The organism is Bacillus mycoides, assembly GCF_001757995.1.
Taxonomy (GTDB): domain Bacteria; phylum Bacillota; class Bacilli; order Bacillales; family Bacillaceae_G; genus Bacillus_A; species Bacillus_A mycoides_B.
This window is the reverse complement of record NZ_LXLV01000009.1, coordinates 1-25377: the sequence shown is the minus strand read 5'-3', so window position 1 is coordinate 25377 and position 25377 is coordinate 1. Positions and strand designations below refer to the sequence as shown.

Annotated in this window: 23 protein-coding genes, 2 rRNA genes and 1 riboswitch; of the genes, 5 read left to right on the top strand and 20 right to left on the bottom strand. The window is 37.1% G+C overall.

Translation table 11 applies throughout. The annotated features are described in order from the left end of the window. Positions 1-85: 85 nt before the first annotated feature. The 5 genes from BWGOE10_RS01605 to BWGOE10_RS01585 form a co-directional block, all read right to left on the bottom strand. On the bottom strand, positions 86-856 hold the full coding sequence (locus BWGOE10_RS01605) for a TSUP family transporter (RefSeq protein WP_070140654.1): 771 nt from the start codon (positions 854-856) through the stop codon (positions 86-88). A gap of 94 nt (positions 857-950) precedes the next feature. Beyond that, positions 951-2147, bottom strand: a complete 1197-nt coding sequence (locus BWGOE10_RS01600; protein ID WP_070140653.1) for a CamS family sex pheromone protein — start codon at positions 2145-2147, stop codon at positions 951-953. Between the two features lie 16 nt (positions 2148-2163). Next, complete coding sequence (gene ligA, locus BWGOE10_RS01595; RefSeq protein WP_070140652.1) at positions 2164-4173, bottom strand: NAD-dependent DNA ligase LigA; 2010 nt, start codon at positions 4171-4173, stop codon at positions 2164-2166. A 14-nt stretch (positions 4174-4187) separates the two neighbouring features. Then, entirely contained in the window at positions 4188-6419 is a 2232-nt protein-coding gene (pcrA, locus tag BWGOE10_RS01590; RefSeq protein ID WP_070140733.1) for a DNA helicase PcrA, read from the bottom strand. Between the two features lie 12 nt (positions 6420-6431). Next, the gene (locus tag BWGOE10_RS01585) at positions 6432-7121 is read right to left on the bottom strand and encodes a heptaprenylglyceryl phosphate synthase (protein WP_070140651.1); all 690 of its coding nucleotides are present in this window, start codon (positions 7119-7121) and stop codon (positions 6432-6434) included. A 336-nt stretch (positions 7122-7457) separates the two neighbouring features. Between BWGOE10_RS01585 and BWGOE10_RS01580 the strand changes: the two genes are divergently transcribed. The 3 genes from BWGOE10_RS01580 (at position 7458) to BWGOE10_RS01570 (ending at position 9088) form a co-directional block, all read left to right on the top strand. Beyond that, the gene (locus tag BWGOE10_RS01580; RefSeq protein WP_070140650.1) at positions 7458-7835 is read left to right on the top strand and encodes a DUF2892 domain-containing protein; all 378 of its coding nucleotides are present in this window, start codon (positions 7458-7460) and stop codon (positions 7833-7835) included. Between the two features lie 227 nt (positions 7836-8062). Next, entirely contained in the window at positions 8063-8908 is an 846-nt protein-coding gene (locus BWGOE10_RS01575; RefSeq protein ID WP_002159495.1) for an SPFH domain-containing protein, read from the top strand. Between the two features lie 15 nt (positions 8909-8923). After that, a complete protein-coding gene (locus BWGOE10_RS01570) occupies positions 8924-9088 on the top strand; it encodes a toxin-antitoxin system HicB family antitoxin (RefSeq protein ID WP_070140649.1) in 165 nt (54 codons plus the stop codon). Between the two features lie 20 nt (positions 9089-9108). On the opposite strand, the gene BWGOE10_RS01565 is transcribed toward BWGOE10_RS01570, so the two are convergent. Continuing rightward, positions 9109-9999: a LysR family transcriptional regulator gene (locus tag BWGOE10_RS01565; protein WP_070140648.1), complete on the bottom strand. Its 891-nt coding sequence runs from the start codon at positions 9997-9999 to the stop codon at positions 9109-9111. A 122-nt stretch (positions 10000-10121) separates the two neighbouring features. On the opposite strand from BWGOE10_RS01565, the gene BWGOE10_RS01560 reads away from it, so the two are divergent. Beyond that, positions 10122-11300 carry a YbfB/YjiJ family MFS transporter gene (locus BWGOE10_RS01560; protein ID WP_070140647.1) on the top strand — a complete coding sequence of 393 codons (1179 nt, stop codon included), beginning with the start codon at positions 10122-10124 and terminating at the stop codon, positions 11298-11300. 79 nt (positions 11301-11379) lie between these two features. Here BWGOE10_RS01560 and purD read toward each other — a convergent pair whose 3' ends face one another. The 12 genes from purD to purE all read right to left on the bottom strand — a co-directional run bounded on the left by purD (position 11380) and on the right by purE (position 24287). After that, the gene (purD, locus tag BWGOE10_RS01555) at positions 11380-12651 is read right to left on the bottom strand and encodes a phosphoribosylamine--glycine ligase (RefSeq protein WP_070140646.1); all 1272 of its coding nucleotides are present in this window, start codon (positions 12649-12651) and stop codon (positions 11380-11382) included. A 75-nt stretch (positions 12652-12726) separates the two neighbouring features. Further along, positions 12727-14262 carry a bifunctional phosphoribosylaminoimidazolecarboxamide formyltransferase/IMP cyclohydrolase gene (gene purH, locus BWGOE10_RS01550; protein ID WP_070140645.1) on the bottom strand — a complete coding sequence of 512 codons (1536 nt, stop codon included), beginning with the start codon at positions 14260-14262 and terminating at the stop codon, positions 12727-12729. A 24-nt stretch (positions 14263-14286) separates the two neighbouring features. Further along, the gene (gene purN, locus BWGOE10_RS01545) at positions 14287-14874 is read right to left on the bottom strand and encodes a phosphoribosylglycinamide formyltransferase (protein WP_070140644.1); all 588 of its coding nucleotides are present in this window, start codon (positions 14872-14874) and stop codon (positions 14287-14289) included. Next, positions 14871-15911, bottom strand: a complete 1041-nt coding sequence (gene purM / locus BWGOE10_RS01540) for a phosphoribosylformylglycinamidine cyclo-ligase (RefSeq protein ID WP_070140643.1) — start codon at positions 15909-15911, stop codon at positions 14871-14873. Before purM ends, purN begins: the two co-directional genes overlap by 4 nt. A gap of 100 nt (positions 15912-16011) precedes the next feature. Continuing rightward, entirely contained in the window at positions 16012-17427 is a 1416-nt protein-coding gene (gene purF, locus BWGOE10_RS01535; protein WP_070140642.1) for an amidophosphoribosyltransferase, read from the bottom strand. Next, the gene (gene purL / locus BWGOE10_RS01530; protein ID WP_070140641.1) at positions 17412-19631 is read right to left on the bottom strand and encodes a phosphoribosylformylglycinamidine synthase II; all 2220 of its coding nucleotides are present in this window, start codon (positions 19629-19631) and stop codon (positions 17412-17414) included. Before purL ends, purF begins: the two co-directional genes overlap by 16 nt. Next, positions 19615-20298 (bottom strand): phosphoribosylformylglycinamidine synthase subunit PurQ, encoded by a 684-nt coding sequence (gene purQ / locus BWGOE10_RS01525; RefSeq protein ID WP_000666771.1) that lies wholly within the window; start codon positions 20296-20298, stop codon positions 19615-19617. The genes purL and purQ overlap by 17 nt, the downstream gene beginning before the upstream one ends. Next, positions 20295-20549, bottom strand: a complete 255-nt coding sequence (gene purS / locus BWGOE10_RS01520) for a phosphoribosylformylglycinamidine synthase subunit PurS (protein ID WP_070140640.1) — start codon at positions 20547-20549, stop codon at positions 20295-20297. Before purS ends, purQ begins: the two co-directional genes overlap by 4 nt. Next, the gene (gene purC, locus BWGOE10_RS01515) at positions 20542-21261 is read right to left on the bottom strand and encodes a phosphoribosylaminoimidazolesuccinocarboxamide synthase (RefSeq protein WP_070140639.1); all 720 of its coding nucleotides are present in this window, start codon (positions 21259-21261) and stop codon (positions 20542-20544) included. The genes purS and purC overlap by 8 nt, the downstream gene beginning before the upstream one ends. 88 nt (positions 21262-21349) lie before the next feature. After that, on the bottom strand, positions 21350-22657 hold the full coding sequence (gene purB, locus BWGOE10_RS01510; protein ID WP_002091361.1) for an adenylosuccinate lyase: 1308 nt from the start codon (positions 22655-22657) through the stop codon (positions 21350-21352). Further along, positions 22654-23805: a 5-(carboxyamino)imidazole ribonucleotide synthase gene (gene purK, locus BWGOE10_RS01505; RefSeq protein ID WP_070140638.1), complete on the bottom strand. Its 1152-nt coding sequence runs from the start codon at positions 23803-23805 to the stop codon at positions 22654-22656. Before purK ends, purB begins: the two co-directional genes overlap by 4 nt. Next, a complete protein-coding gene (purE, locus tag BWGOE10_RS01500) occupies positions 23802-24287 on the bottom strand; it encodes a 5-(carboxyamino)imidazole ribonucleotide mutase (RefSeq protein WP_000839367.1) in 486 nt (161 codons plus the stop codon). The genes purK and purE overlap by 4 nt, the downstream gene beginning before the upstream one ends. 110 nt (positions 24288-24397) lie before the next feature. Beyond that, positions 24398-24499, bottom strand: a riboswitch (purine riboswitch). 272 nt (positions 24500-24771) lie between these two features. Between purE and BWGOE10_RS01495 the strand changes: the two genes are divergently transcribed. Further along, positions 24772-25053, top strand: coding sequence for a hypothetical protein (locus BWGOE10_RS01495; RefSeq protein WP_070140637.1), 282 nt, complete (start codon positions 24772-24774; stop codon positions 25051-25053). Between the two features lie 43 nt (positions 25054-25096). Here the strand turns inward: BWGOE10_RS01495 and rrf are convergent. Both rrf and BWGOE10_RS01485 read right to left on the bottom strand, forming a co-directional pair. Next, positions 25097-25212: ribosomal RNA gene (gene rrf, locus BWGOE10_RS01490) — 5S ribosomal RNA — on the bottom strand. A gap of 50 nt (positions 25213-25262) precedes the next feature. After that, positions 25263-25377 (bottom strand): 23S ribosomal RNA (locus tag BWGOE10_RS01485); the annotation flags it as partial.

The window sequence follows — 25377 nt, the reverse complement described above, 5'->3', positions numbered from 1 at the left end:
TCAAATATTCCTAGACTTATATTTTAAAAATTAATAAATTTTTAAAATATAATAATAAAAAAGAGATTCATACATACGTATGAATCTACAAAATATGAGTATATTCCAAAACATTTTTCCCGATTAATAAAATAGTAACTAATAAAAATAAAGTCCTTACATATCCAACACCTTTTTGAACCGCAAACTTCGATCCGAAATAAGCACCTAAAATCATTGATAATCCCATAATTATACCGTATTCAAAATGAATCACATCTAAAAATAAAAAAGTAATTAAAGATACGATATTACTAACGAAGTTCAAAAGTTTTCCAGATGCTGCCGCTTGAATAAAATCCAAACCAATTAATAAAAATGCAAAAATTAAAAAGGATCCTGTCCCTGGTCCAAAAAATCCATCATAAAACCCTATCATTAAAATAACAAAGAAAAACATTAATGTTTTCCCTTTTGTCATCTTTTTATAGGTAGATGCACTTCCCCAATCTTTTTTCGCAATAATATAAATAGCAATAAAAACCAACATTACGAGCACTAGTGGACGCAAAATATCAGGCGGAATAAACTTTACTACTAAAGCCCCTGCGACTGCTCCAATAATAGTTAATGGGATTAACTTTCCTACAATCCGAAAATTAACCTTGCCTGATCGAATAAAATAAATTGTACTCGTAAGCGTCCCCATCGTTGCAGCTAATTTATTCGTTGCGATTGCCGAAGCTGGTGATAAACCAACAAACATAAGTGCAGGAAGCGAAATTAACCCTCCCCCTCCAACAACCGAATCAATGAAAGCCGCTAAAAATCCGAATGCAATTAATAAAATAATGACTTGAAAGCTTAGTTCATCCATAACTTTTCCCCTTACCCCTTTATTTATAACATTTTAAATTATAACAAAATTCCTCGAGAAAAAAAGCTGTTCCATAAAGGAACAGCTCTCACCTTTAATCTAAAATTTTCACAAACGGTTCATCTTGCTTCGCTTCACGTATAATAATTGCTTCTGGACGTTCTACAGATTTAATTGTTACTTGTACTTTCATATAATTCGGGAAGTATTCCATAACAAGTCCAGCTACATATTGTGTAAATCCAATTACTTCAGCTTTTCCATTGAATTGGACAGGAATATCGAGCTTCATTTCTTTTAATTCATCATCTCTATACATTCCAGTACCGATAACAGCTGTATAATCGCCTTGGAAATACTCACTTAATTTTGCTTTAAAGTTTGACACCCTTGCAAGATCTTCACGTTTATTATCCGCTTTTGCTTGTTCAGACGGGAACAAATAATATTTCTCATTGATTTCTTTCCAATCCTCAACCGTTTCACTACCTTTTTCTACCTTAGCATAAGAAACAAAATTCCCTGGTACAAGCGAAGACTTTGGACCTTGACGATAAATTGCAAATGTAACCGGAATATTTTTTATTTCAGGCTTTTTTTGCTGCATTACTTTCAAGATTTCTTGTGCCATCCTTTTTCCTTCAGCTAACATTTTTTCATCTGGAATTGCAGCCTCACGTGGATAACCATGCTCTTCCTCATAATATTGAACAGAATTCATCGCTAATCCAACTACAACCCCATCAGGCACAGCACCTTTCTCGCCTTTTTGCAGGTAATAGTCATGCTCTAAAATATTTGAGATATACATTGGATTTTTTTTATTCTTTACTTCTAACGATTCTGACCCTTCACTTAAGGCTGGATTCAACCCTATATTCGGAAATTTAACTGCATCTTTTTTCAACTTGTCCTCTAGCTCTTTTTGTTCAGCGTCTGTACGCTTTCTTTTCACAAGCATTTGAACAGCTTGAGCATCTAAAACGTCTCCACCTTTAAAGAAATAATCTTCCGTGCTAAATGATTCTTTGGCAATACGCATTAGTCCGGTTTCAAATTCATCTATATCAAGGCGACTATTTAAACCTTGTACAACTAGACCACGTGCCTTACCTGGATCAAATGGAATCGTCGTCTTATAATATTCATCCGAAATGGAGTATTTCGGGACAACCGCTTGCTCTTTCGCTTTCCCCGATTTCTCAACTGTCTTTTCATCTTTATTAGAACCTGTACTACACCCACTTACAAGTAGGCCTAGACTTAATACCACTAACGCTATTTTTTTCATCGTAAGTTTGCACCTCTTACTTATTCAGCTCTTGTAAGAACCTCTCTTCATTCCAAACTTCAACATTGTGCTTCTCTGCTTGCGCTAATTTCGAGCCAGCAGCTTCACCAGCAACAACTAAATCCGTACTTTTACTAACACTTCCTGTTACTTTTCCACCTAATGCCTCAATCTTCTTCTTCGCTTCACTGCGTCCCATAACTTCTAATTTCCCTGTTAAGACGACAGTTTTTCCTGCGAAGTACGATTCAACATTTTGTAAATCAGCAATTTTTATACCTTTGTATGCCATGTTCACGCCATACTCTTTAAATTGTTGTAATAACTCTAATACGTCTTCATTATCAAAATATGTCACAACAGATTGGGCCATTTTTTCGCCAATTTCATTAATTGCTTTTAGTTCTTCTTCCGTCGCTTTCACAAGCTCATCCATCGTTTCGAAATGCTCAGCAAATGTACGTGCGGCTTTCGCACCGACGTGGCGAATACCAAGACCGAATAATAATCGCTCTAATGAGTTTTCCTTAGAATTCTCAATTGCTTGGACTAAATTTGTTGCTGATTTTTCACCGAAACGTTCTAGTTCTAATAATTGCTCTTTCGTCAATGAATATAAATCAGCAAACGTACGAATATAATCCGCATCAAAGAGTTGTGTAATTACACGTTCTCCAAGTCCATCAATATTCATTGCATTTCTTGAAACGAAATGGATTAATCCTTCACGAATTTGAGCTGGACAAGTCGGATTTATACATCGAAGTGCTACTTCTTCTTCTAAACGAACAAGTTCACTCTCACATGCTGGACAATGCGTTGGCATATGATATTCTTCTTCCTCACCAGTACGCTTATCAAAAATAACGTTCACAACTTCAGGAATAATATCTCCAGCCTTTTTCACAACAACGTAGTCACCAATTCGAATATCCTTTTCACGAATTAAATCTTCGTTATGTAAAGAAGCACGACGAACGATAGTACCAGCCACTCTAACTGGCTCTAACTCTGCAGTTGGTGTTACAACCCCTGTGCGGCCGACACTTAATTCAATCCCTGTTAATCTCGTCACAACTTCTTCAGCTGGGAATTTATAAGCTATTGCCCATCTCGGACTCTTTGCTGTAGTTCCTAAGCTTTCTTGAATAGCAACATCATCTACTTTTATAACGATTCCGTCAATCTCATAATCAAGATGCGGGCGTTTTTCTTGCCACTCTTCTACATAGGCTATTACGTCTTCAATTGTTTCACATGTACGACGATTTGGATTCGTCTTAAATCCAAGCTCACCTAAGAAATCCAGTGATTCACTGTGGGATGGAATTGTTTTTTCTTCTACATTCGCAAGACCGTACACAAACATAGATAAGTTACGCTTCGCTGCAATTTTTGTATCTAGTTGACGTATCGATCCTGCTGCCGCATTACGTGGATTCGCAAATACATCTTCACCATTTTGCTCTTTTTCCTCATTTAATTTAACGAATGAACGCTTCGGCATATAAGCCTCGCCTCGCGCTTCTAACGTTACTTCTTCATTTAATCGAAGTGGAATTGCTTTAATCGTTTTCAAGTTTTGGGTAATATCTTCACCCGTTACACCATCACCACGTGTTGCCCCTTGAATAAAGCGTCCTTTTTCATAATGAAGTGAAACAGCAAGTCCGTCAATTTTTAATTCGCATATATATCTTACATTCGTACTATCAATTCCTTGACGTACTCTTCGGTCAAAATCACGCAAATCTCCTTCATTAAATGCGTTACCTAAACTTAACATCGGTGATTTATGTGTTACCTTTTCAAATATATCAAGTACAGCTCCCCCAACTCGAATAGAGGGGGAGTCTTCCGTTACAAATTCAGGGTTCTCTGCTTCTAATTTCATAAGCTCCTGCATATCACGGTCATATTCCGCATCAGAAACAGAAGGATTGTCTAATACGTGATATTGATAGTTAAATGTATTTAACAAATCACGCAGTTCTTCTATACGTTTTTTTGCTATCTCTTTTGACATATCCTCATTCCTTTCTATTGTTTCGTCACAGGTGCAAATTTTGCTAATAAACGTTTAACACCAATCGGGCTTGGGAACGCAATATCCAATTCTTTTGAATCACCTTCACCTTTTACACTTACAACTGTACCGACTCCCCACTTCTGATGGGAAGCTTTATCGCCTACTGCCCAGCCAATTTGTTCGCCACCTGTTGTCTTAACAGCTGGACGTACGAAAGCTGAACGAGAACGTGTTGTAGTTGCGCTTGTCGTTCTTCCTTTTGCACCAAACGAAGTTTCACGCTTCGGCGCTGTTTCATTTAATGGTTCTACTAACTCTGCCGGAATTTCTGTAATAAATCGAGATGCTGCATTCATACTTGTTCTACCAAATAAAGTACGCATTTGCGCATTCGATAAGTATAACTCTTCTTCTGCACGAGTAATACCTACATAAGCAAGACGACGCTCTTCTTGCATTTCATCTTCTTCCATAAGAGAACGAGTATGTGGGAATATTCCTTCCTCTAAGCCAACAATAAAGACAACTGGGAACTCTAATCCTTTTGCTGAGTGCATCGTCATTAAAATAACTTCCTCACCAGCAGTTGGGTCTTCATCTACACGATCAATATCAGCAACAAGTGCTAAATCTGTTAAGAATGCAACAAGGCTCTTATCTTCGCTTTGAGATTCAAATGTTTGTGTAACAGATAAAAACTCGTCTAAGTTTTCTAAACGACCTTCTGCTTCTAAAGAACGCTCATTTTTCAGCATATCGCGATAACCTGTCTTTTCAATAACTTCTTCTACTAATTCTGTAACAGATAAATACTCTTGCATATTTACCCAGTTGTGTAATAAACTTGCGAATTCTTTTACTGCTTTTGTTATTTTTGCACTTACACCAACATGCTCAATCTCATCAAATACAGCAGTTAATGATATTCCGTTTTGCACACCATAATTAATAATTTTATCGATAGAAGTCGCACCAATCCCACGCTTTGGCATGTTAATAATACGCGCGAAACTAATCTCATCATCTGGATTCCCAATTAAACGTAAGTACGCCAAAATGTCTTTAATCTCTTTACGATCGTAGAACTTAGTACCGCCGACAATTTTGTAAGGAATATTAGATTTCAGAAAAATCTCCTCGACCATACGAGACTGGGCATTCGTACGATATAATACTGCGAAATCAGTATATTTTCGTTTCCCCATTTGAATATCGTCACGAATTTTTTTCGCAACAAAATACGCTTCGTCCTTTTCAGTTGCAGCACGATAATACGAGATTTTGCTCCCAACTTGATTGTCTGTCCATAATTTCTTCGGTTTACGGTTTGAATTTTTTTCAATAACAGCATTCGCTGCATTCAAAATATTTTGTGATGAACGGTAATTTTGTTCTAACAAAATTACTTGCGCATTCTCATAGTCTTTTTCAAATGACAAAATGTTAGAAATATCAGCACCACGCCAGCGATAAATAGACTGATCTGAGTCACCTACAACACAAAGATTTTTGAAACGTGCTGCCAAATGTTTAACAAGAAGGTACTGCGCTTTATTCGTATCTTGATACTCATCAACGTGAATATATTGGAATTTGCGCTGATAAAACTCTAGTACTTCTGGAACACGTTCAAATAGCTGAATCGTCGTCATAATTAAATCATCAAAGTCTAATGAGTTATTTTTCAAAAGACGTTTTTGATATTCTGTATATACATCGCTCGTTAATTTTTCATATGGATCAGCCATTGTAATTTTCTTTGCATATTTATCTGCAGATAAAAGTTCATTTTTTGCATTACTAATACCCGCTAAAATAGAGCGCGGTTCAAATTTCTTCGGATCAATATTGCGCTCTTTCATAATCTTCTTCACAACAGTTAACTGATCACCTGAATCTAAAATTGTAAAGTTACGATTAATACCAATACGATCGATATCACGTCGTAAAATACGTACGCACATAGAGTGGAACGTAGAAATCCAAATATCTTCTGCTTCTGGTCCGACAAGTGTATCAATACGCTCGCGCATTTCACGAGCAGCTTTATTTGTGAAGGTAATAGCTAGTACATTCCATGGTGCTACACCTTTTTCACCAAGTAAATACGCAATACGATGTGTTAACACACGTGTTTTACCACTACCTGCGCCTGCCATTAATAGAAGTGGTCCGCTCGTTGTTTGCACTGCTTTTTGTTGCTGTGGATTTAGTCCATTTAATAACTTATCTGTCTTACTCATATGTACCTGCACCTACTCTCCTTTTACTGCTTTAACTGTTTTTAACGCCGATTTTATATCATCATAAATAACGTTTCCAACAACTACTGTATCCGCATACTGTGCCATTTCTTTCGCTTGTTCTGCATTAGAAATACCACCGCCATAATATAGCTTAGCTTGTTTCAATTCCGCTTTTACATTTTTAACAAGTTCAATATCTCCATACGTACCGCTATATTCTAAATAGAATATCGGTAAATGTAATAGCTTGTCTGCTAAACGTGCATATGCAATAACGTCATCTTCTGTTAAATCACAGTTTGCATCTGTAAGCTGGGCTACTTTCGCTTCTGGATTTAAAACACAATATCCTTCCATGAAAATTTCGTCCCAGTCCATAATATCCCCAAATTCTTTCAATGCCTCATGATGAACACCTGTTACCCATTCCACTTTTCGGCTATTTAAAACACTTGGGATGTAATAAAAATCAAATCCTGGTGTAATTGCTTCCACATCAGAAACCTCTAACACACAAGGAACTGCATATCTACGAATGCTAACTAGCATGTGTAATACGTTATCAATTGTAACTCCATCACTTCCGCCTACAATAACAGCATCCGTTCCTGATTCACAAATCATTTCTAAATGTTCGTCACTTAACTCCTTATTTGGATCAAGCTTAAATACATGCTTCCATTTGGAAATATCGTACATGAAAACACCCTTTCTTTTCTCTATTTATATATTTCTGTTCAAAATAACAGTTTATTTTTATCAGGATTTTTTAACTTCATCTTAAATATTTGTTTAAAACGGAGAATTAAGTTTGGAATTTCCTCTTCCATATTTTTTCAAACGGGAGGATTTAATTTTGAACTTCCTTTTATGCATTCTTTCATTATAACAAAAAAAACTACTTACACACACGCCCATTCCAACATCTTTTTTAACGTCAAATGTTGGATTACATATCACCAAGAGCACATGGAATACTAATAGGAGAAATAGTATTTGCTATTTCAAAGTTCATCAAAAAGGAGTGTTTTTCTAATGAAGCAAAACATTGGTACAATCAATGCTCTAATTCGAATTACACTCGGACTTATCCTCTTCGGTTGTAGTACAGCTAAACTCGTACGCAAACCGTGGTGCACTTGGTCTAAAGTTTTACTATGGATTGGTGCAATGAAAATTGCAGAGGGGATTGTTCGTTTCTGTCCTATTGCTGAAGTATGTAAATTTGGAAAATATATGAGTATGGGCGCATTTAAAATGCCAAGCATGAATTTTTCTGAAAAAGGACATGCTAAAGAAGAAGTGAATCAAACTTCCAATCATGACAAACCACAGTCAAATGGAAGTTATAACGCTTCTGACAAAGAGATTGAGTCAGCGATTGAAGATATAATCCTGGCAAAACCGCTTTGAATCATTTGTCACGATGCAAGATGCTCTCAAAGAGACTTAGCTGCTGCAGTGGGCGGTTAAGTCTTCTTTATTTTAACACGAAACAGAACGTACATTCTTATATTTTTGAGTTTTATCCCTAAAACATACATAAATCAATCAATAAATAAATTTCAGAAAATTAGGTGTAAATCCCTTGCATAAAGTGATATAAAAGTGATATCATTTTTATATCAGGAGGCGATCATATGAAAGAAAAACAAGTATTTTATGTTAATGGATTTCTCGGAATTATCGGGATTCTCATTTTAGCTGCTATCGGTGTATTTTGCCTTGTGCAAGAAATTTTTATAGTAGCAGCATTAACTATTATTTTAGCTGCGGTTCTCGCGACGGGTATTGGTATCGTTCAACCGAACCAAGCAAAAGTAATTACGTTTTTCGGTAGTTATTTAGGAACAATTCGTCAAAATGGTTTATTTTTAACAATTCCATTCGCATTCCGTCAAACTGTATCTTTACGCGTTGAAAACTTTAACAGTAAGAAATTAAAAGTAAACGATGTTGAGGGAAATCCAATTGAAATTGCAGCCGTTATCGTATATAAAGTTGTTGATTCCGCAAAAGCAATGTTTGGTGTTGAGCATTACGATCGATTCGTAGAAATTCAAAGTGAAACAGCAATCCGCCACGTTGCTACAAAATATCCTTATGATAATTTCCAAGATGAAACTTGCATCACGTTACGAGGAAATACTGAAGAAATCTCTGAAGAATTAAAGCGTGAGTTAGAAGCACGACTTGAAATCGCTGGCGTAGAAGTATTAGAAACTCGTTTAACACATTTAGCTTATGCAACAGAAATTGCCCATGCAATGTTGCAACGTCAACAAGCAAAAGCAGTATTAGCTGCTAGAAAAGAGATTGTTGAAGGTGCTGTGAAGATGGCCAAAGATTCAATCCATATGTTAGATGAAGAAGGCGTGCTTGAATTAGATGACGAGCGTAAAGCAAATATGGTGAACAACTTATTAGTTGCCATCGTTTCAGATAAAGGTGCGCAACCAGTTATTAATACAGGAAGCCTATATTAAAGGTTGTAAGTAATTATGACTAAAAAGAAAAGCTTTCCATTACGTATTGATCCTGAATTACACGCAGTCATCGAAAAATGGGCGAATGATGAATTTCGCAGCGTCAACGCACACATCGAGTATTTACTTCGAGAAATGGCAAAGCAAAAAGGAAAACTAAAAAAAGATAAAGATGCATGAACAAACAGCCCACTGAATTTTCAGCGGGCTGTTTTTATACACTTACTAATATTTTCTATACAAAGCAAGTCATCAATAAACTTGCATAACGCTGCTGTTCTCACACTATCTTTCCGATAAATAAAATAAGTCGGAATAAACCTGTTTTCATGTACTAACGGTGTATGAATAAGTTCTTTATGGCTATCAAATTGCTCTGCTACTTCATGTGGTAACATAGACACCCCAAGTCCAGCTTTTACGCATCCAATAATACCGTCTAAAGAATTTAATTCCATTATTTTTTTTGGAACAATCCCTTCAGATAGTAACCATTCTTCTAAAACTTTTCTATAAAAACAACCTGATTGAAAAACGATAAAAGACTGCGATTCCGAACATCCGTTATCCCACAAAACATTCCGCTTTGAAAGTAACATCATTTCCTCTTGGAATACTTCTATCTTTTCTAAAGCTGGATCATCTATACAATCAGCTACAAATGCCCCCTCTATTTCATATAAAAGTACCTTCTTCGTTAATTCTTCCGTATTGTGCGTTTGCAACATAATTTCCACTTCTGGATAGCGCATATGATAATTAGCTAAAATCGTGGGCAATCTAACAGCTGCTGCTGTTTCCATCGCTCCAATTTTCAATACTCCTCCAGGCTCCGCTGTATGTTTCACTTGCCTTTTTGATTCATTTAATAATTGAATCATTTTTTCAGCGTATGTTAACAACTTTTCTCCGGCTGGTGTTAATGTAACTCCATCTCGATGCCTATAAAATAATTGTGTTTCATATTCAGCTTCTAGCCGTTTTATTTTTGCTGTTATGTTTGATTGAACAAAATTCAACCGAATAGCTGCTCTTGAAATACTTTTCTCCTGCGCGACCATATAAAAAGCTACAAAATCTTGTAAGTTCATTCGTTCATCTCCCTTCGTTCATATCATTAATTTTGATATTACATATAAAAAATCAGTATTTTACGCCCCATATATATTCCTCTATCATATATATTAGAAGATATTTCAAGAAGGGAGATTATATGAACGAGACAAAAACATGGAAAATGATTATAGCTGGGATATGTTCTTTAATAGCTGTCATGGGTATTAGTCGGTTCGCCTACACACCGATTATTTCTTTTATGGAAAAGCAAGCCCATATAGAAGATGACCTCGCTGGATATTTAGCGTCCAGTAATTATCTTGGTTATTTACTTGGGGCATTCTTTATTGGATTCATTACGATAAAAAATCGTGAAAAAATATTACACCACTGTTTATTCTTCAATGTTCTTTCAACTCTTTGTATGGGCTTAACCTCTTATATCTTTTTATGGTTTCCCCTTCGCTTTATCGGTGGTTTCACAAGTGCAATTGTATTTGTTCTTGCCTCTAGTATTGTTTTAGATTATTTATTTCAAAGTAATAAAGTCATGCTAGCTGGCATGATTTATAGCGGTGTTGGAATTGGCATTATTTTCTCTGGAAGTTTCGCACCTTTATTCAACTCAATTTGGAATTGGCAAGGTGCATGGATTGGGTTAGGACTTATTAGTTTTAATTTAGCTATCCTTGTATGGAAATGGTTAAGAGAGGACAGTAGACATACTATACAGCAACCAAAAAGTACTATACAAGCTACATCTCATAGAAAAAACTATTTATTTTGGCTTATTTTAGCTTACGGATTCGAAGGGTTTGGCTATATCATTACAGGGACCTTCCTTGTCACCATTGTAGAAAGAATTACACTATCACCCTTCTATGCATCTTGTAGCTGGATTATTGTCGGTATTGCTGTCATCCCATCTAGTTACCTTTGGTCCACTGTTGCTCGGAAGTACGGACCAACACGAGCTCTTACATCCGCCTATATGTTACAAATTATAAGTGTACTTTCTCCACTCCTTATTCCAAACCTTTTTGGGGCATTTCTAAGTGCATTCCTTCTAGGTGCTACATTCGTCGGAATTACAATTTTAACAACTACAGAAGCAAAACGAATAAGACCGAATGAAAGTAATAAAATCATTGGTTATACGACAGGTGTTTATGGGATTGGCCAAATTATCGGTCCAATCTTTACAGGTATTATTGCGAAGCAAATGCAAAGTTTTTCCCTCCCACTCCTTGTCGCTGCTCTTACGTTAATCATCTCAATACTACTATTATTAATTGGAGAAATAAGATGTAAGCAGGTAGAGAAAAAGTGTATATAGATACAAATAGTTTATAATCTCTTGAAAAGATTCAACGTACTATACTCTATTTCCTATAAAAAAAAGAAGCTAACATATGTTAGCTTCGCGTAATCTCATGCCCAATCGTACGATATCCTATATCACTACGATAAAATAAGCCATCGCTCTCAATCTTTGCGATTTCTTTATACACTCTATCTTTCGCTTCTTGTAAGTCTTTCGCTTTATAAGCAATAAATAGTACACGGCCACCATTTGTTACAAAATCCCCATGCTTCATCTCTGTACCTGAATGAAAGACAATAGCATCTTCTAAACGATCTAATCCTGTAATAATTTCACCTTTTTTATACGCTTCTGGATATCCTTTTGAAGCAAGTACAACACCAATTACTGCTTCCTCTGACCACTCTAATACTAACTCACTTTCATCTAATACAGCGTTACATACATCAACTAAATCATTTTCTAAGCGAGGCAATACAACTTCCGTTTCAGGATCACCAAAGCGTGCATTAAATTCAATTACCTTTGGACCATCATTTGTTAAAATAAGCCCTGCATATAAAATCCCTGTAAACGATCGATTTTCTTGGATCATTGCTTGAGCAGTTGGATGTAATACGGTTTGAATCGCTTCTTGAACTGCTGATTCTGGAATTTGTGGTACTGGAGAATATGCACCCATTCCGCCTGTATTTGGGCCTTTATCAGCATCAAAAGCTCGTTTATGGTCCTGAGCGATTACCATCGGATGTACAGTTGTTCCATTTACAAATGCCATTAATGAAAATTCTTGTCCATCTAAAAACTCTTCAATAACAACCTTCTTACTTGCTTCACCGAACTTCACATCTTGTAGCATTTCTTTCACAGCTTGTAATGCCTCTTCAAGCGTCATTGCTACCGCTACACCTTTACCAGCAGCCAAACCATCTGCCTTAATTACGATTGGTGCACCAACTTTTTCAATGTACTTTACTGCTTCTTCATAGTCTGTAAAAGTTTCATATGCAGCAGTTGGTATATTATACTTTTTCATCAATTCTTTCGTAAAAGCTTTACTACCTTCAATAACAGCAGCCGCTTTATTCGGACCAAATACGCGAAGTCCCTCTTCTTTAAAACGATCCACGATTCCGTTCATAAGCGGAATTTCTGGTCCAACGAAAGTTAACTCAACATTATTCTCTTTGGCAAATAAAACTAATGCATCAAAATCATTTTCATCAATATCAACTGGTGTTGCAACATCTCGCATACCTTCATTCCCTGGCGCTACATATACTTTTTCTACCTTTTCAGATTGTGCAAACTTCCAAGCTAAAGCATGCTCACGCCCACCACGGCCGATTACTAAAACATTCATATTTCATCCCCCAATAATTAAATAAGTACAAACTAGAAGCTATGCTCCTAGTCTGTTATTTCTAAAATTACTCTATTAATGTTTGAAATGACGTACGCCAGTGAACACCATCGTAATCCCATACGCATCTGCCATTTTAATAGAATCTTCATCACGAATCGATCCGCCTGGTTGGATGATTGCTGTAATTCCAGCTTTTGCTGCTTCTTCTACTGTATCTGGCATTGGGAAGAAAGCATCAGATGCAAGTGCGCTACCTTGTACTTTTTCGCCAGCTTGTGTAATTGCGATTTTTGCAGAACCTACACGGTTCATCTGTCCCGCACCTACACCAACTGTCATGTTATCATTCGCTAAAACAATTGCATTTGATTTCACATGTTTTACAACTTTCCAAGCTAGTTTTAAATCTTTCCACTCTTGCTCTGATGGTTCACGTTTCGTTGGAATTGAAATTGTACTTTCATCTAATGATAACGTATCTTCCTCTTGAACAAGAAGTCCACCTTGTACAGAAGTTAGCTTTTTACTTGCACTTGTCGCTTTTTCAATATTTACAGTTAGTAAACGTAAATTTTTCTTACTTTGCAATACTTCTAAAGCTTCTTGTGAGAAAGAAGGTGCGATAACAATTTCTAAGAAAATTTCGTGTAACTTTTCTGCTGTAGCTTTATCAATTTCACGATTCGCTGCAATAATGCCTCCGAAGATTGATACTGGATCTGCTTCATAAGCGCGTGTGTATGCTTCATGAATATCCGTACCCACTCCAACACCACATGGATTCATATGTTTTACCGCTACTACTGCTGGTTCTGTAAATTCTTTTACGATGCTAAGCGCTGCATCTGCATCGTTAATATTGTTATAAGATAATTCTTTACCGTGTAATTGTTCTGCATATGCAACAGAAGAAGTTGCAGCAAATGGTGCTTTATAGAATGTCGCTTTTTGATGCGGATTTTCTCCATAACGTAAATCTTGTTTTTTCTCAAATGTTACAGTTAATGTTTCAGGGCTTTCTTCACCCATTTGCTCTGTTAAATAACTAGAAATTAACGCATCATATGCTGCTGTATGACGGAATACTTTCGCTGCCAATTTACGTTTCGTTTCATCTGTTACTTCACCGTTCTCTTTCAGCTCTGCTAGTACAACGTCGTAATCTACTGGATCTACAATTACCGATACAAATTTATGATTCTTTGCTGCAGAACGAATCATTGTTGGGCCACCGATATCAATATTTTCAATTGCATCAGCAAATGTTACATCAGGCTTAGCGATTGTTTCTTTAAATGGGTATAAGTTAACAACAACAAAGTCAATTGGTTGAATACCTAATTCATTCATTTGCGCTACATGCGTTTCATTATCACGAACTGCTAATAGACCACCATGAATATTTGGATGTAATGTTTTTACACGGCCATCCATAATTTCTGGGAAACCAGTTACTTCAGAAATACCAATTACTTGTAAGCCGTTTTCTTCTAATAATTTTTTCGTACCACCAGTTGAAATAACTTCAATCCCTTGTTCAAGTAAACCTTTAACAAATTCTACTACTCCTGTTTTATCTGAAACACTTACTAATGCACGCTTTTTCATTTATCCTTCACCCCTGGTTGTATGTTAGTTAACAGTTGTTTCTTTCGCAGACTGAACAATTTGATTCACTGTATTTACGTATAATTTATGTTCAACTTGTTGAATTTTCTTTTGTAAGCTTTCTCTCGTATCCCCTTCAGAAACAACTACTGCTTCTTGCGCAATAATTGGACCTGTATCCATACCTGCATCTACATAATGAATTGTTACTCCAGTTACTTTCACACCTGCTTCTAACGCTTGACCGACAGCATCTTTACCTGGAAAGCTCGGTAATAGTGATGGATGAATATTAATAATTTTTCCGCCGTACGCTTCTAGTAAAGTCGGTCCAATTAAACGCATATATCCAGCTAAAATAACATAATCAATTTCATACTCTTCCAATTTCTTTAATATCTCTTTTTCAAATGCTTCTTTTGACTCATATGCTTTCGCTGAAAAGGCGAAACACGGAATATGGTGATAATGTGCCCGTCCAATAGCGCGTGCCTCTGGTTTATCACATACTAATAAACTAATATCTGCGTCCAATCTTTTTTCTTCTACCGCATTAATGAGAGATTGAAAGTTAGATCCGCTTCCAGAAGCAAAAACTGCTAATCTACTCATAGTGCTGCGCCCTCATTAAAGGTAACGCCAGCTCCTTGTACAGTACGTCCAATAATACGAGCTGTTTCTCCTTGCTCTTCAAGAAGACGAACAATATCTTTTGCATCTTCTTCCTTCACCGCTACTACCATACCAATACCCATGTTAAAAATATTGAACATTTCTTTCTCTTCTAGTTTCCCAACTTCTTGAAGTAAACTGAAGATCGGCTGAATTTCCCAAGCTCCTAGTTCAATTTCCGCACCGATTCCTTCTGGCAACATACGTGGAATATTTTCAATGAACCCGCCACCTGTAATATGCGCCATACCGTATACTTCATGTTTCTTCAATAGTTCTAAAATAGGTTTGACATAAATTTTCGTTGGTTTTAATAATTCTTCACCAAGAGGTAGTTCTAAGCGCCCATAAATACGATCTAAAGATAATTCTCCATCTTCTAGTAACACTTTTCGCACTAAAGAATAACCGTTACTATGAATACCGCTAGATGCTAAGCCAATTAATACTTGACCAGCTTCAATCTTTTCACCTGTTACAATTTTCTTTTTATCAACAATACCAACTGTAAAACCAGCTAAATCATATTCTTCCGTAGAATACATACCTGGCATTTCAGCTGTTTCCCCACCAATTAATGCACAACCAGCTTGGCGACAGCCCTCTGATATACCTTTGACGATGTTTTCAATTTTACTAGGTTCAGCTTTACCACAAGCAATATAATCAAGGAAGAAAAGCGGCTCTGCCCCTTGGACAACAATATCATTTACACACATTGCTACTGCATCAATACCAATTGTGTCATGTTTATCTGCCATAAAAGCGAGCATCAATTTCGTTCCCACGCCATCTGTTCCAGATACTAATACAGGTTCTTCTAATGCAAATTTTGATAGATCAAACATACCTCCAAAACCGCCTAAACCGCCTAGCACTTCTTTTCTCATTGTTGTTTGTACGTGTTTTTTCATGCGAGATACCGCTTCATATCCAGCTTCAATATCTACTCCTGCTTGCTTATATGCATTCGCCATCGTTATTTACACCTCGTCTTTTAATTTCTCCCCATCCAGGGCGGCCGTTTTAAGAAAGAAGCTAGCTTCTACATCAAAAGAAGTAGAAGCTTTTTTCTTCTTATTTCATACTTTCTAAAAGCTCTTGCTCATAATCATAAAGAGCTGTTGGATAATCCCCATTGAAGTAAGCCATACATAGACCGCCGTATTTCCCTTCATATGGACGTCCAATTGCATCTACTAATCCATCTTCACTTAAAAATGTTAAAGAATCTGCTCCGATGATTTGACGGATTTCTTCTATTGAATTATTTGCTGCGATTAATTCTTTTCTCGTTTGAATATCAATGCCATAGAAGCATGGATACTTAAGAGGTGGTGAAGCAATTCTTACATGGACTTCTGTCGCTCCAGCCTCGCGAAGCATACGAACAATTCGTTTACTTGTCGTTCCCCTTACGATAGAATCGTCAATCATAACAACTCGTTTTCCTTCAACTACGCCTCTTACTGCTGAAAGCTTCATCTTAACCCCTTGCTCACGCAGTTCTTGAGAAGGTTGAATAAACGTACGTCCAACGTAACGATTTTTAATTAATCCTAACTCATACGGAATTCCTGTCGCCTCCGCATAACCAATTGCTGCTGAAATACTAGAGTCTGGTACACCAGTAACAACATCAGCTTCAATAGGAGCTTCCGCCGCTAAACGTTTCCCCATGTTTTTACGTGCTGCATGAACATTAATACCAGCGATATTAGAATCTGGACGTGCAAAGTAAATGTATTCCATACTACAAATCGCATGGTCTACTTCATTTGTAAAACGATCTACGTGAATTCCTTCATCATTGATAATAAGCAATTCACCAGGTTCTACATCACGAATGTATGTTGCACCAACCACATCGAAAGCACATGTTTCTGACGCTACAACGTAAGCATCCCCCATCTTTCCAATTGAAAGAGGACGGAACCCATTCGGGTCTAACGCAACGATCATTTCATTTCCAGTTAGTAAAAGATATGCAAACGCACCTTTCACTTTATTTAGGGCCTCTTTTACACTTTCAATTAAAGAATCTTTTGAACTACGTTTAATGAGATGTAAAAGTACCTCTGTATCTGAACTTGTTTGAAAAATACTTCCCTCTGCCTCTAATTCACGGCGAAGCATCTTTGCATTAATTAAATTTCCGTTATGAGCTAATGCCATACTATGATCGGAAAAACGGAATAATAATGGTTGAACGTTAGCAACTTCACTTCCACCAGCTGTTGCATATCGTACGTGTCCAATTGCTGATTTTCCGTTTAATCCCTCTAGCTCACCTCTTGAAAACACTTCTGATATTAGACCTAACCCCTTGTGACCGACGATCTTTTCCCCATTATTTACAACAATGCCTGCGCCCTCTTGTCCACGGTGCTGCAAACTGTGCAATCCGTAGTACGAAACTTGTGCTGCATTTTCATGCCCCCAAATTCCAAAAACGCCACATTCTTCATTTAACCCCTTTATTTCAGCAAGCATGGGATTGCCCCTTTCCAAGCCTTTCTCATTTCATCTACATTTGCTGTAAGTAATACTTCATTTTCTTCATTATGAATTGTTACTTCATTTGTATTTGTAACTTCTCCAACTTGAATTGCTTCTACCGCTTTCTCGAATGCTTCTTTATTTTCACGCTTTACAGTTATCACGAAGCGAGATTGTGATTCAGAGAATAATGCCGCTGTTGCTTCTCCATCTAATTTCACAGTAGCACCTAAGCCATTAGCACCAATTGCACTTTCTGCAATCGCAACTGCTAAACCACCTTCAGCAACATCATGTGCAGATTGAACAAGTCCAGCTTGAATTGCTTCTAATACTTGTTTTTGACGTTGTAATTCTACGTCTAAATCGATACTTGGTGATTGACCGAAAATTTTGCCGTGAATCATTTTCTGTAATTCACTTCCACCAAACTCAGCTTTCGTCTCTCCGATTACATAAACTAAATCACCAGCTTGCTTAAACTCTTGTGTTGTTACATGTTTTAAATCGTGTACAAGACCGACCATCCCAACAGTCGGTGTTGGATATACAGCTTCACCACTACGCTCGTTATACATTGATACATTCCCACCGATAACTGGCGTTTGTAACTTGCGACAAGCTTCACTCATACCGTCTACTGATTTCTCAATTTGCCAGAAGATCTCTGGTTTTTCTGGGTTACCGAAGTTTAAGCAATCTGTAATTGCAAGTGGCTCCCCGCCAGAACATACGATATTACGTGCTGCCTCTGCTACTGCAATTTTACCACCCACTTCTGGATCTAAATAAATGTAGCGAGAGTTACAATCTGTCGTCATTGCTAATCCTTTTTCTGTACCGCGTACACGTACAACCGCTGCATCTGAACCTGGTGTAACAACTGTGCTTGTGCGCACTTGATAATCATATTGATCGTATACCCACTCTTTACTTGCAATCGTTGGTTGCTGTAATAGAGATAATAACGTTTCTTTATAATTTTCTACTTTTGGTGTTTCCATTTTCATCTGCTGGAACTCAGCAAAGTATGCTGCTTCTTTTGACGGTTTATTATAAATTGGCGCTTCTTCTGCAAGAGCATCCGCCGGTACTTCAGCTACCATTTCATCTTTATGGAATAAGCGAAGCATTTTATCTTCCGTTACTTTCCCCATCGTAACTGCTGCAAGACCATACTTCTCAAATAAATCTACTATTTCTTGCTCTCTACCTTTTTTTATAACAATTAACATACGCTCTTGTGATTCAGATAGCATCATTTCATATGGTGTCATTCCCGTTTCACGCTGTGGTACATCATCTAAGTACATTTCAATACCCATACCTGCTTTACTTGCCATTTCTGCAGAAGATGAAGTTAAACCAGCAGCTCCCATATCTTGAATTCCAACAAGTGCATCAGACTGAATAAGTTCTAAACATGCTTCGATAAGAAGTTTCTCCATAAATGGATCTCCTACTTGAACTGCCGGACGTTTTGCTTCTGAGCTTTCAGATAGTTCTTCAGATGCGAATGTTGCACCGTGAATACCGTCACGACCAGTTGATGCTCCTACGTACATTACTGTATTGCCAGCACCGTGTGCTTGCCCTTTTTTAATATCTTCGTGGTTAATTAAACCTACGCACATTGCATTTACAAGTGGATTTCCTTCGTAACATGGATCGAATTGTACTTCTCCACCAACAGTAGGAATACCGATGCAGTTACCGTATCCTGCGATTCCTGCTACTACTTCTTCGAATAAATATTTCACGCGTGGTGATTGTAATTCACCGAAGCGAAGTGAGTTTAATAGAGCTACTGGACGTGCTCCCATAGAGAATACGTCACGGATAATACCACCAACGCCTGTTGCTGCTCCTTGATATGGTTCAATAGCAGAAGGATGGTTATGGCTTTCCATTTTAAATACAACCGCTTGATTATCACCGATATCTACAATTCCAGCGCCTTCTCCAGGCCCTTGCAGGACACGCTCCCCTGTCGTTGGGAACTTGCGAAGAACTGGTTTTGAATTTTTATAACTACAATGTTCAGACCACATTACAGAGAATAATCCTGTTTCTGTATAATTCGGCAAACGGCCTAGAATCTTTTCAACCATGGCAAACTCTTCGTCTGTTAGCCCCATTTCCGCATATATACGCTCTTCTTTAATTTGTGTTGGATTTGGCTCAAGCATTAACGACATATGTTTCCCTCCACTGTTTTAAGATAGATTGAAAGACTTTTAACCCTTCCGCACCGCCAAGTAATTCATCTACAGCGCGCTCTGGATGTGGCATCATGCCAAGGACATTCCCTTTTTCATTTACAATACCTGCAATATCTGAAACGCTTCCATTCGGATTTTCTACGTAACGGAATGCGATTTGATTATTCTCTTCTAATTGTTTAAGGGTCGCTTCATCACAATAGTAATTCCCTTCACCATGTGCAATTGGAATATTAATCACTTCATCTTTTTCATATTGTGATGTAAACATCGTTTCATTATTTTCAACACGTAACTGAACAGTTCGGCACATAAATTTTAAGTTTTCGTTTCTCATTAATGCTCCTGGTAATAATCCTGATTCAACAAGAATCTGGAATCCATTACATACACCTAAAATCGGCTTTCCTTGCTCAGCAGCTTTTTGCACTGCTTTCATTGCATTAGCAAAGCGAGAAATAGCACCGCAACGTAAGTAGTCACCGTAAGAGAATCCACCTGGTAGTAAAATCGCATCATATTCATCTAAATTCTCTCTATCGTGCCAAACGTAATCTACCTCTTCGCCAAGCTCATCTTTAATTGCATGGAACATATCGACATCACAGTTCGAACCCGGAAATACTATTACGGCAAATTTCACTGTGCGACAACCTCCTCAACTTCATAACGGTAGTCTTCCATTACAACGTTTGCTAATAGTTTTTCGCACATTTCTTTTACCTTGCTATCTAGATCAGATACTGATTTATCAATTGTTAATTCCATATACTTTCCGATTCGAACGTCTTGTACTTCTGTGAATGAAAGACTATGAAGTGCTCCCTTTACCGCAGTTCCTTGTGGATCTAATACACTTTCTCTTAACGTTACATATACCTTAACTTTATACATGTGAAGCTCCCCCTAAACGTTTTAAAATTTCTTCATATGCTTCTGTTAAATTCCCAAGATCACGACGGAATACATCTTTATCAAATTTTTCATTGCTCGTTTCATCCCATAAACGGCAAGTATCTGGCGAAATTTCATCTGCTAATATGATTTCTCCTTCTTCTGTTAAGCCAAACTCTAATTTGAAATCTACTAATCTTACACGACAGCTTGCGAAATGCTCAATCAACACTTGATTGATTTGTAGAGCTGCATCTCGTAATACGCTTACTTGCTCTGGTGTTGCAACATTTAACAAACGAATATGATCTTCCGTTACAAGCGGATCTCCTAAATCATCATCTTTGTAGTAAAATTCTACGATTGGTGTTGTAAGAGCAGTTCCTTCTTCCATTCCTAGTCTTTTTGAAAGACTACCTGCAATTACGTTTCTTGTGACAACTTCTAATGGAATAATACTCACCTTTTTGACAAGTTGTTCTGTATCAGATAACTTCTCTACAAAGTGTGTTTTAATTCCAACTTCTTGTAACTTTCTGAACAATAAAGTTGTAATCTCATTGTTCAAACGACCTTTTCCTGTAATTGTCGCTTTTTTCTCCCCATTGAAAGCAGTCGCACTATCTTTGTACTCTACCCAAACCATATCTGCTGCTTCTGTACGATAAATTCTTTTTGCCTTACCTTCATACAGCAATTCTAGCTTTTGCATTTCGCAAGCCCCCTGTAGTTTGAAAAATGTGAATAATATTTTTATAAAGAATGGCACAGAATGACTCTATTCTGTGCCATATGAAATTTTACGCTTCGTTTAATCCAAGGCGTTCAAAGATTGTATCAACGTGTTGCATATGATGTTCATAATTGAAACATTCGTTAATTTCTTCTTGCGTTAACTTACTTGTAATACGCTCGTCAGCTTCTACAAGCTCTTTAAATTGTACTTGTGTTTCCCAAGCTTCCATTGCTTTAGGCTGTACGATATCATAAGCTTCTTCACGTACCAGACCTTTGTCAATTAGTGTAAGCATTACGCGTTGAGAGTAAATTAATCCGTATGTTCTTGTCATATTGCGTTTCATATTCTCTGGGAATACAGTTAAATTTTTAACGATATTACCAAAGCGATTTAACATGTAATTTAACGCGATTGTAGCATCTGGTAAAATTACGCGTTCTGCAGAAGAGTGAGAGATATCACGCTCATGCCATAACGGAACATTCTCGTAAGCTGTCATCATATAACCGCGGATAACACGAGCTAAACCAGTCATATTTTCAGATCCAATTGGATTACGTTTATGCGGCATTGCAGAAGAACCTTTTTGACCTTTTGCGAAAGCCTCTTCAACTTCACGTGTTTCACTCTTTTGTAAACCACGAATCTCAACTGCCATCTTTTCAACAGATGTTGCGATTAGTGCAAGTGTTGACATGTAATGTGCATGACGATCACGTTGCAATGTTTGTGTTGAAATTGGTGCTGCTTCTAATCCTAAGTTTTCACAAACATACTTTTCTACGAATGGATCAATATTTGCATATGTACCAACCGCACCAGATAATTTACCAACGCGAACTGTATCAGCAGCTTGTTTGAAACGCTCTACGTTACGTTTCATTTCTTCATACCAAAGACCAAGTTTTAAACCAAATGTTGTTGGCTCTGCATGTACACCGTGTGTTCTTCCCATCATAATCGTGTATTTATGCTCTTTCGCTTTATTAGCTAAAATGCTAACAAAGTTTTCTAAGTCTTTTAACAAGATTTCATTTGCTTGTTTTAAGATGTAAGATAAAGCTGTATCTACTACGTCTGTAGATGTTAGACCGTAATGAACCCATTTGCGTTCTTCACCTAATGTTGGTGTTTCTGATACAGCACGAGTGAAAGCAACTACGTCATGACGTGTTTCTTTTTCAATTTCATAAATACGATCAATATCAAATGATGCATGCTCACGAATTTTTTTAACATCTTCTTTTGGAATATCGCCAAGCTCAGCCCATGCTTCACAAGCTAAAATCTCAACTTCTAACCATGCCTTAAATTTGTTTTCTTCCGTCCAAATTGCACCCATTTCAGGGCGTGTATAACGATTAATCATCTTTTTCCCTCCAACAGTTGTTCTTGATGGTCCCAAATATGCAAACTCTTCGCTTTTTCTAGAGCGACTTCAATATTATCATTTAAAATATTAACATGCCCCATTTTTCGCTGCGCTTTTGCTTCTTCTTTTCCATACAAGTGTAAATAGCACCCGGTTAGTCTATTCACTTGTCCTAGGACCCCTTCTATATGTTCGCCTAAAATGTTTACCATGACAACTGGTTTTAACAAATTTGTTTCTCCAAGAGGTAAATTACAGATTGCTCGAATATGTTGACCAAATTGACTCGTTTCACATGCATCCTGTGTATAGTGTCCTGAATTATGAGGCCTTGGCGCTAATTCATTAATGTAAATCTCACCGTCAGCTGTAGCAAACATCTCTACCGCTAGTGTTCCCACAAGTTTTAATTCATCCGCAAGTACTTTTGCATAAGTAATTGCTTTTTGAGAAAGTTCTTCTGTAATGCGAGCTGGAACAATAGATTCATGTAAAATGTTATTCACATGAATATTTTCTGCTACGGGAAATACTTTCGTTTCACCACTTACACTACGAATTACAATAACTGATATTTCTTTTTCAAAAGGTACCCATTTTTCTAGAATGCATTCTGCTTTATTAGTAAGTTCTTTTGCTCTCACAACATCAGCTTCACTCTTTAAAACCACTTGCCCTTTACCATCGTATCCACCTGTCGTTGTTTTTAAGACGGAAGGATATGATAACTCGGCGATTGCTTCAGTAAGCTGCTCTTGAGTTTGAACCAGTCTATACGTTGCTACTGGTAATCCCGCTTTTTCAATTGCATTCTTTTCTGTAAAACGATTTTGCGTTTTACTTAACAACTGACTGCCTTGCGGTAAGTAAGCATGTTTTTCAAGCCATTGTAAACATCTATAATCAATATTCTCAAATTCATATGTGACAACATCACTGATCTCTGCTAAATGCTGAATTGCTTTTAAATCGTCATATGATGCAACAATTTCAATATCAGCAACTTGTGCACATGGTGAATGCTTTGTAGGATCTAAAACAGCAATTTTATATCCCATCTCCTTAGCTGCCAATGCCATCATTCTTCCAAGCTGGCCGCCTCCAATAATGCCGATTGTTTTTCCAGGTAAAATGATTCTCGTCATACTAGCTCACTACCTTCACGCACATCTTTTTCAATCGCTTCTCGTCTCAATTCCAATGCATCATGTATGTCATCATGGAATGATCCAAGTATTTGTGCAGCAAGTAATCCAGCATTTGTTGAACCAGCTTTACCAATTGCAACAGTTGCAACTGGAACCCCTCCTGGCATTTGGACGATGGATAATAATGAATCTAATCCGTTTAACGCTTTTGATTGAACTGGAACGCCAATTACAGGAAGATTTGTCTTCGCTGCAACCATCCCTGGTAAATGTGCTGCTCCACCAGCTCCAGCAATAATAACTTTCAATCCACGTTCACGAGCCGTCTCTGCATATTCAAACATATAATCCGGAGTCCGATGAGCGGATACAACTTTTTTCTCATACGGTATATTTAATTCATCTAAAATGTCACAAGCATATTTCATTGTTTCCCAGTCTGACGTACTTCCCATTATGACTCCAACTAGTGATTTCATATTAGAATCCCCCCGATTCAAATAAAAAAAGCCTGAAATAGAACAGTTTCTCTTTTACTATGAGAGAAAGCGCTCTACTCAGGCATACGTATCCCTTGTGAATAGAAAAATACCGAGTGACTTTCCCTCATAGTCTAACGAATAACGGTCGTTAGGTAGAGACTTGCAGGCCATATCCCCGCGATTATATGAGGTCTTATATATTATTGTTTCTATGGCTATATTAACAATATTTCATAAACAATGTCAATAAATAATCGAATGTTTTTTTACTAGTTATCGATAACGTTCGTGTTTTAGTTATATTCAAAAGAAGAATTGCAACTATATGCAAGAAGGAAAGGGAATTAGAATATATATTTCTAGAGATCTACTTTACGTATAACTGTTTATATAGTACTTCAGTATGTTTTAATCAAAATATAAGTTCTATACATCAATAGAACTTATATTAGAACGATTTAATTTCTAAGGAGGAATAATCGTGAAAAAAATAACTGTGCTATTATCCTATTTATTTTTCTCTATCGCAGTAATTGCAGTAATTATTGAATACTTATTTATATCATCCCATTTTTTCCACTCTCATTATTTAAAATATACACTTATGATAGAAATAATCTTTCCTATCTTAGGGATTATTTTAGGAGCATTCGGAAAATCAGGAGCACAAAAAATCATTGTTATTATTTTAAACAGCCTCTATTTCACTCTTTTTTCTTCTTTAGGGTTATTAAATTTCTGGATTTTAACCTTCGGTAAATAAAAATATACACAAAAAAACCTAAGTCGAAACAACTTAGGTTTTTGCTTGGCGACGTCCTACTCTCACAGGGACAAGGTCCCAACTACCATCGGCGCTAGAGAGCTTAACTTCCGTGTTCGGTATGGGAACGGGTGTGACCTCTCTGCCATCATCACCAAACTGATGAAGGTATATTCCTTCAAAACTAGATAACATTTGCTTCATATTATATGGTTAAGTCCTCGATCTATTAGTATTCGTCAGCTCCACATGTCACCATGCTTCCACCTCGAACCTATCAACCTGATCATCTTTCAGGGATCTTACTAGCTTACGCTATGGGAA

Excerpts from the sequence above, each read along its gene's own strand:
- BWGOE10_RS01605 (WP_070140654.1), bottom strand. The coding sequence starts at position 856 with ATGGATGAACTAAGCTTTCAAGTCATTATTTTATTAATTGCATTCGGA.
- BWGOE10_RS01600 (WP_070140653.1), bottom strand. The coding sequence starts at position 2,147 with ATGAAAAAAATAGCGTTAGTGGTATTAAGTCTAGGCCTACTTGTAAGT.
- ligA (WP_070140652.1), bottom strand. The coding sequence starts at position 4,173 with ATGTCAAAAGAGATAGCAAAAAAACGTATAGAAGAACTGCGTGATTTG.
- pcrA (WP_070140733.1), bottom strand. The coding sequence starts at position 6,419 with ATGAGTAAGACAGATAAGTTATTAAATGGACTAAATCCACAGCAACAA.
- BWGOE10_RS01585 (WP_070140651.1), bottom strand. The coding sequence starts at position 7,121 with ATGTACGATATTTCCAAATGGAAGCATGTATTTAAGCTTGATCCAAAT.
- BWGOE10_RS01580 (WP_070140650.1), top strand. The coding sequence starts at position 7,458 with ATGAAGCAAAACATTGGTACAATCAATGCTCTAATTCGAATTACACTC.
- BWGOE10_RS01575 (WP_002159495.1), top strand. The coding sequence starts at position 8,063 with ATGAAAGAAAAACAAGTATTTTATGTTAATGGATTTCTCGGAATTATC.
- BWGOE10_RS01570 (WP_070140649.1), top strand. The coding sequence starts at position 8,924 with ATGACTAAAAAGAAAAGCTTTCCATTACGTATTGATCCTGAATTACAC.
- BWGOE10_RS01565 (WP_070140648.1), bottom strand. The coding sequence starts at position 9,999 with ATGAACTTACAAGATTTTGTAGCTTTTTATATGGTCGCGCAGGAGAAA.
- BWGOE10_RS01560 (WP_070140647.1), top strand. The coding sequence starts at position 10,122 with ATGAACGAGACAAAAACATGGAAAATGATTATAGCTGGGATATGTTCT.
- purD (WP_070140646.1), bottom strand. The coding sequence starts at position 12,651 with ATGAATGTTTTAGTAATCGGCCGTGGTGGGCGTGAGCATGCTTTAGCT.
- purH (WP_070140645.1), bottom strand. The coding sequence starts at position 14,262 with ATGAAAAAGCGTGCATTAGTAAGTGTTTCAGATAAAACAGGAGTAGTA.
- purN (WP_070140644.1), bottom strand. The coding sequence starts at position 14,874 with ATGAGTAGATTAGCAGTTTTTGCTTCTGGAAGCGGATCTAACTTTCAA.
- purM (WP_070140643.1), bottom strand. The coding sequence starts at position 15,911 with ATGGCGAATGCATATAAGCAAGCAGGAGTAGATATTGAAGCTGGATAT.
- purF (WP_070140642.1), bottom strand. The coding sequence starts at position 17,427 with ATGCTTGCTGAAATAAAGGGGTTAAATGAAGAATGTGGCGTTTTTGGA.
- purL (WP_070140641.1), bottom strand. The coding sequence starts at position 19,631 with ATGTCGTTAATGCTTGAGCCAAATCCAACACAAATTAAAGAAGAGCGT.
- purS (WP_070140640.1), bottom strand. The coding sequence starts at position 20,549 with ATGTATAAAGTTAAGGTATATGTAACGTTAAGAGAAAGTGTATTAGAT.
- purC (WP_070140639.1), bottom strand. The coding sequence starts at position 21,261 with ATGCAAAAGCTAGAATTGCTGTATGAAGGTAAGGCAAAAAGAATTTAT.
- purB (WP_002091361.1), bottom strand. The coding sequence starts at position 22,657 with ATGATTAATCGTTATACACGCCCTGAAATGGGTGCAATTTGGACGGAA.
- purK (WP_070140638.1), bottom strand. The coding sequence starts at position 23,805 with ATGACGAGAATCATTTTACCTGGAAAAACAATCGGCATTATTGGAGGC.
- purE (WP_000839367.1), bottom strand. The coding sequence starts at position 24,287 with ATGAAATCACTAGTTGGAGTCATAATGGGAAGTACGTCAGACTGGGAA.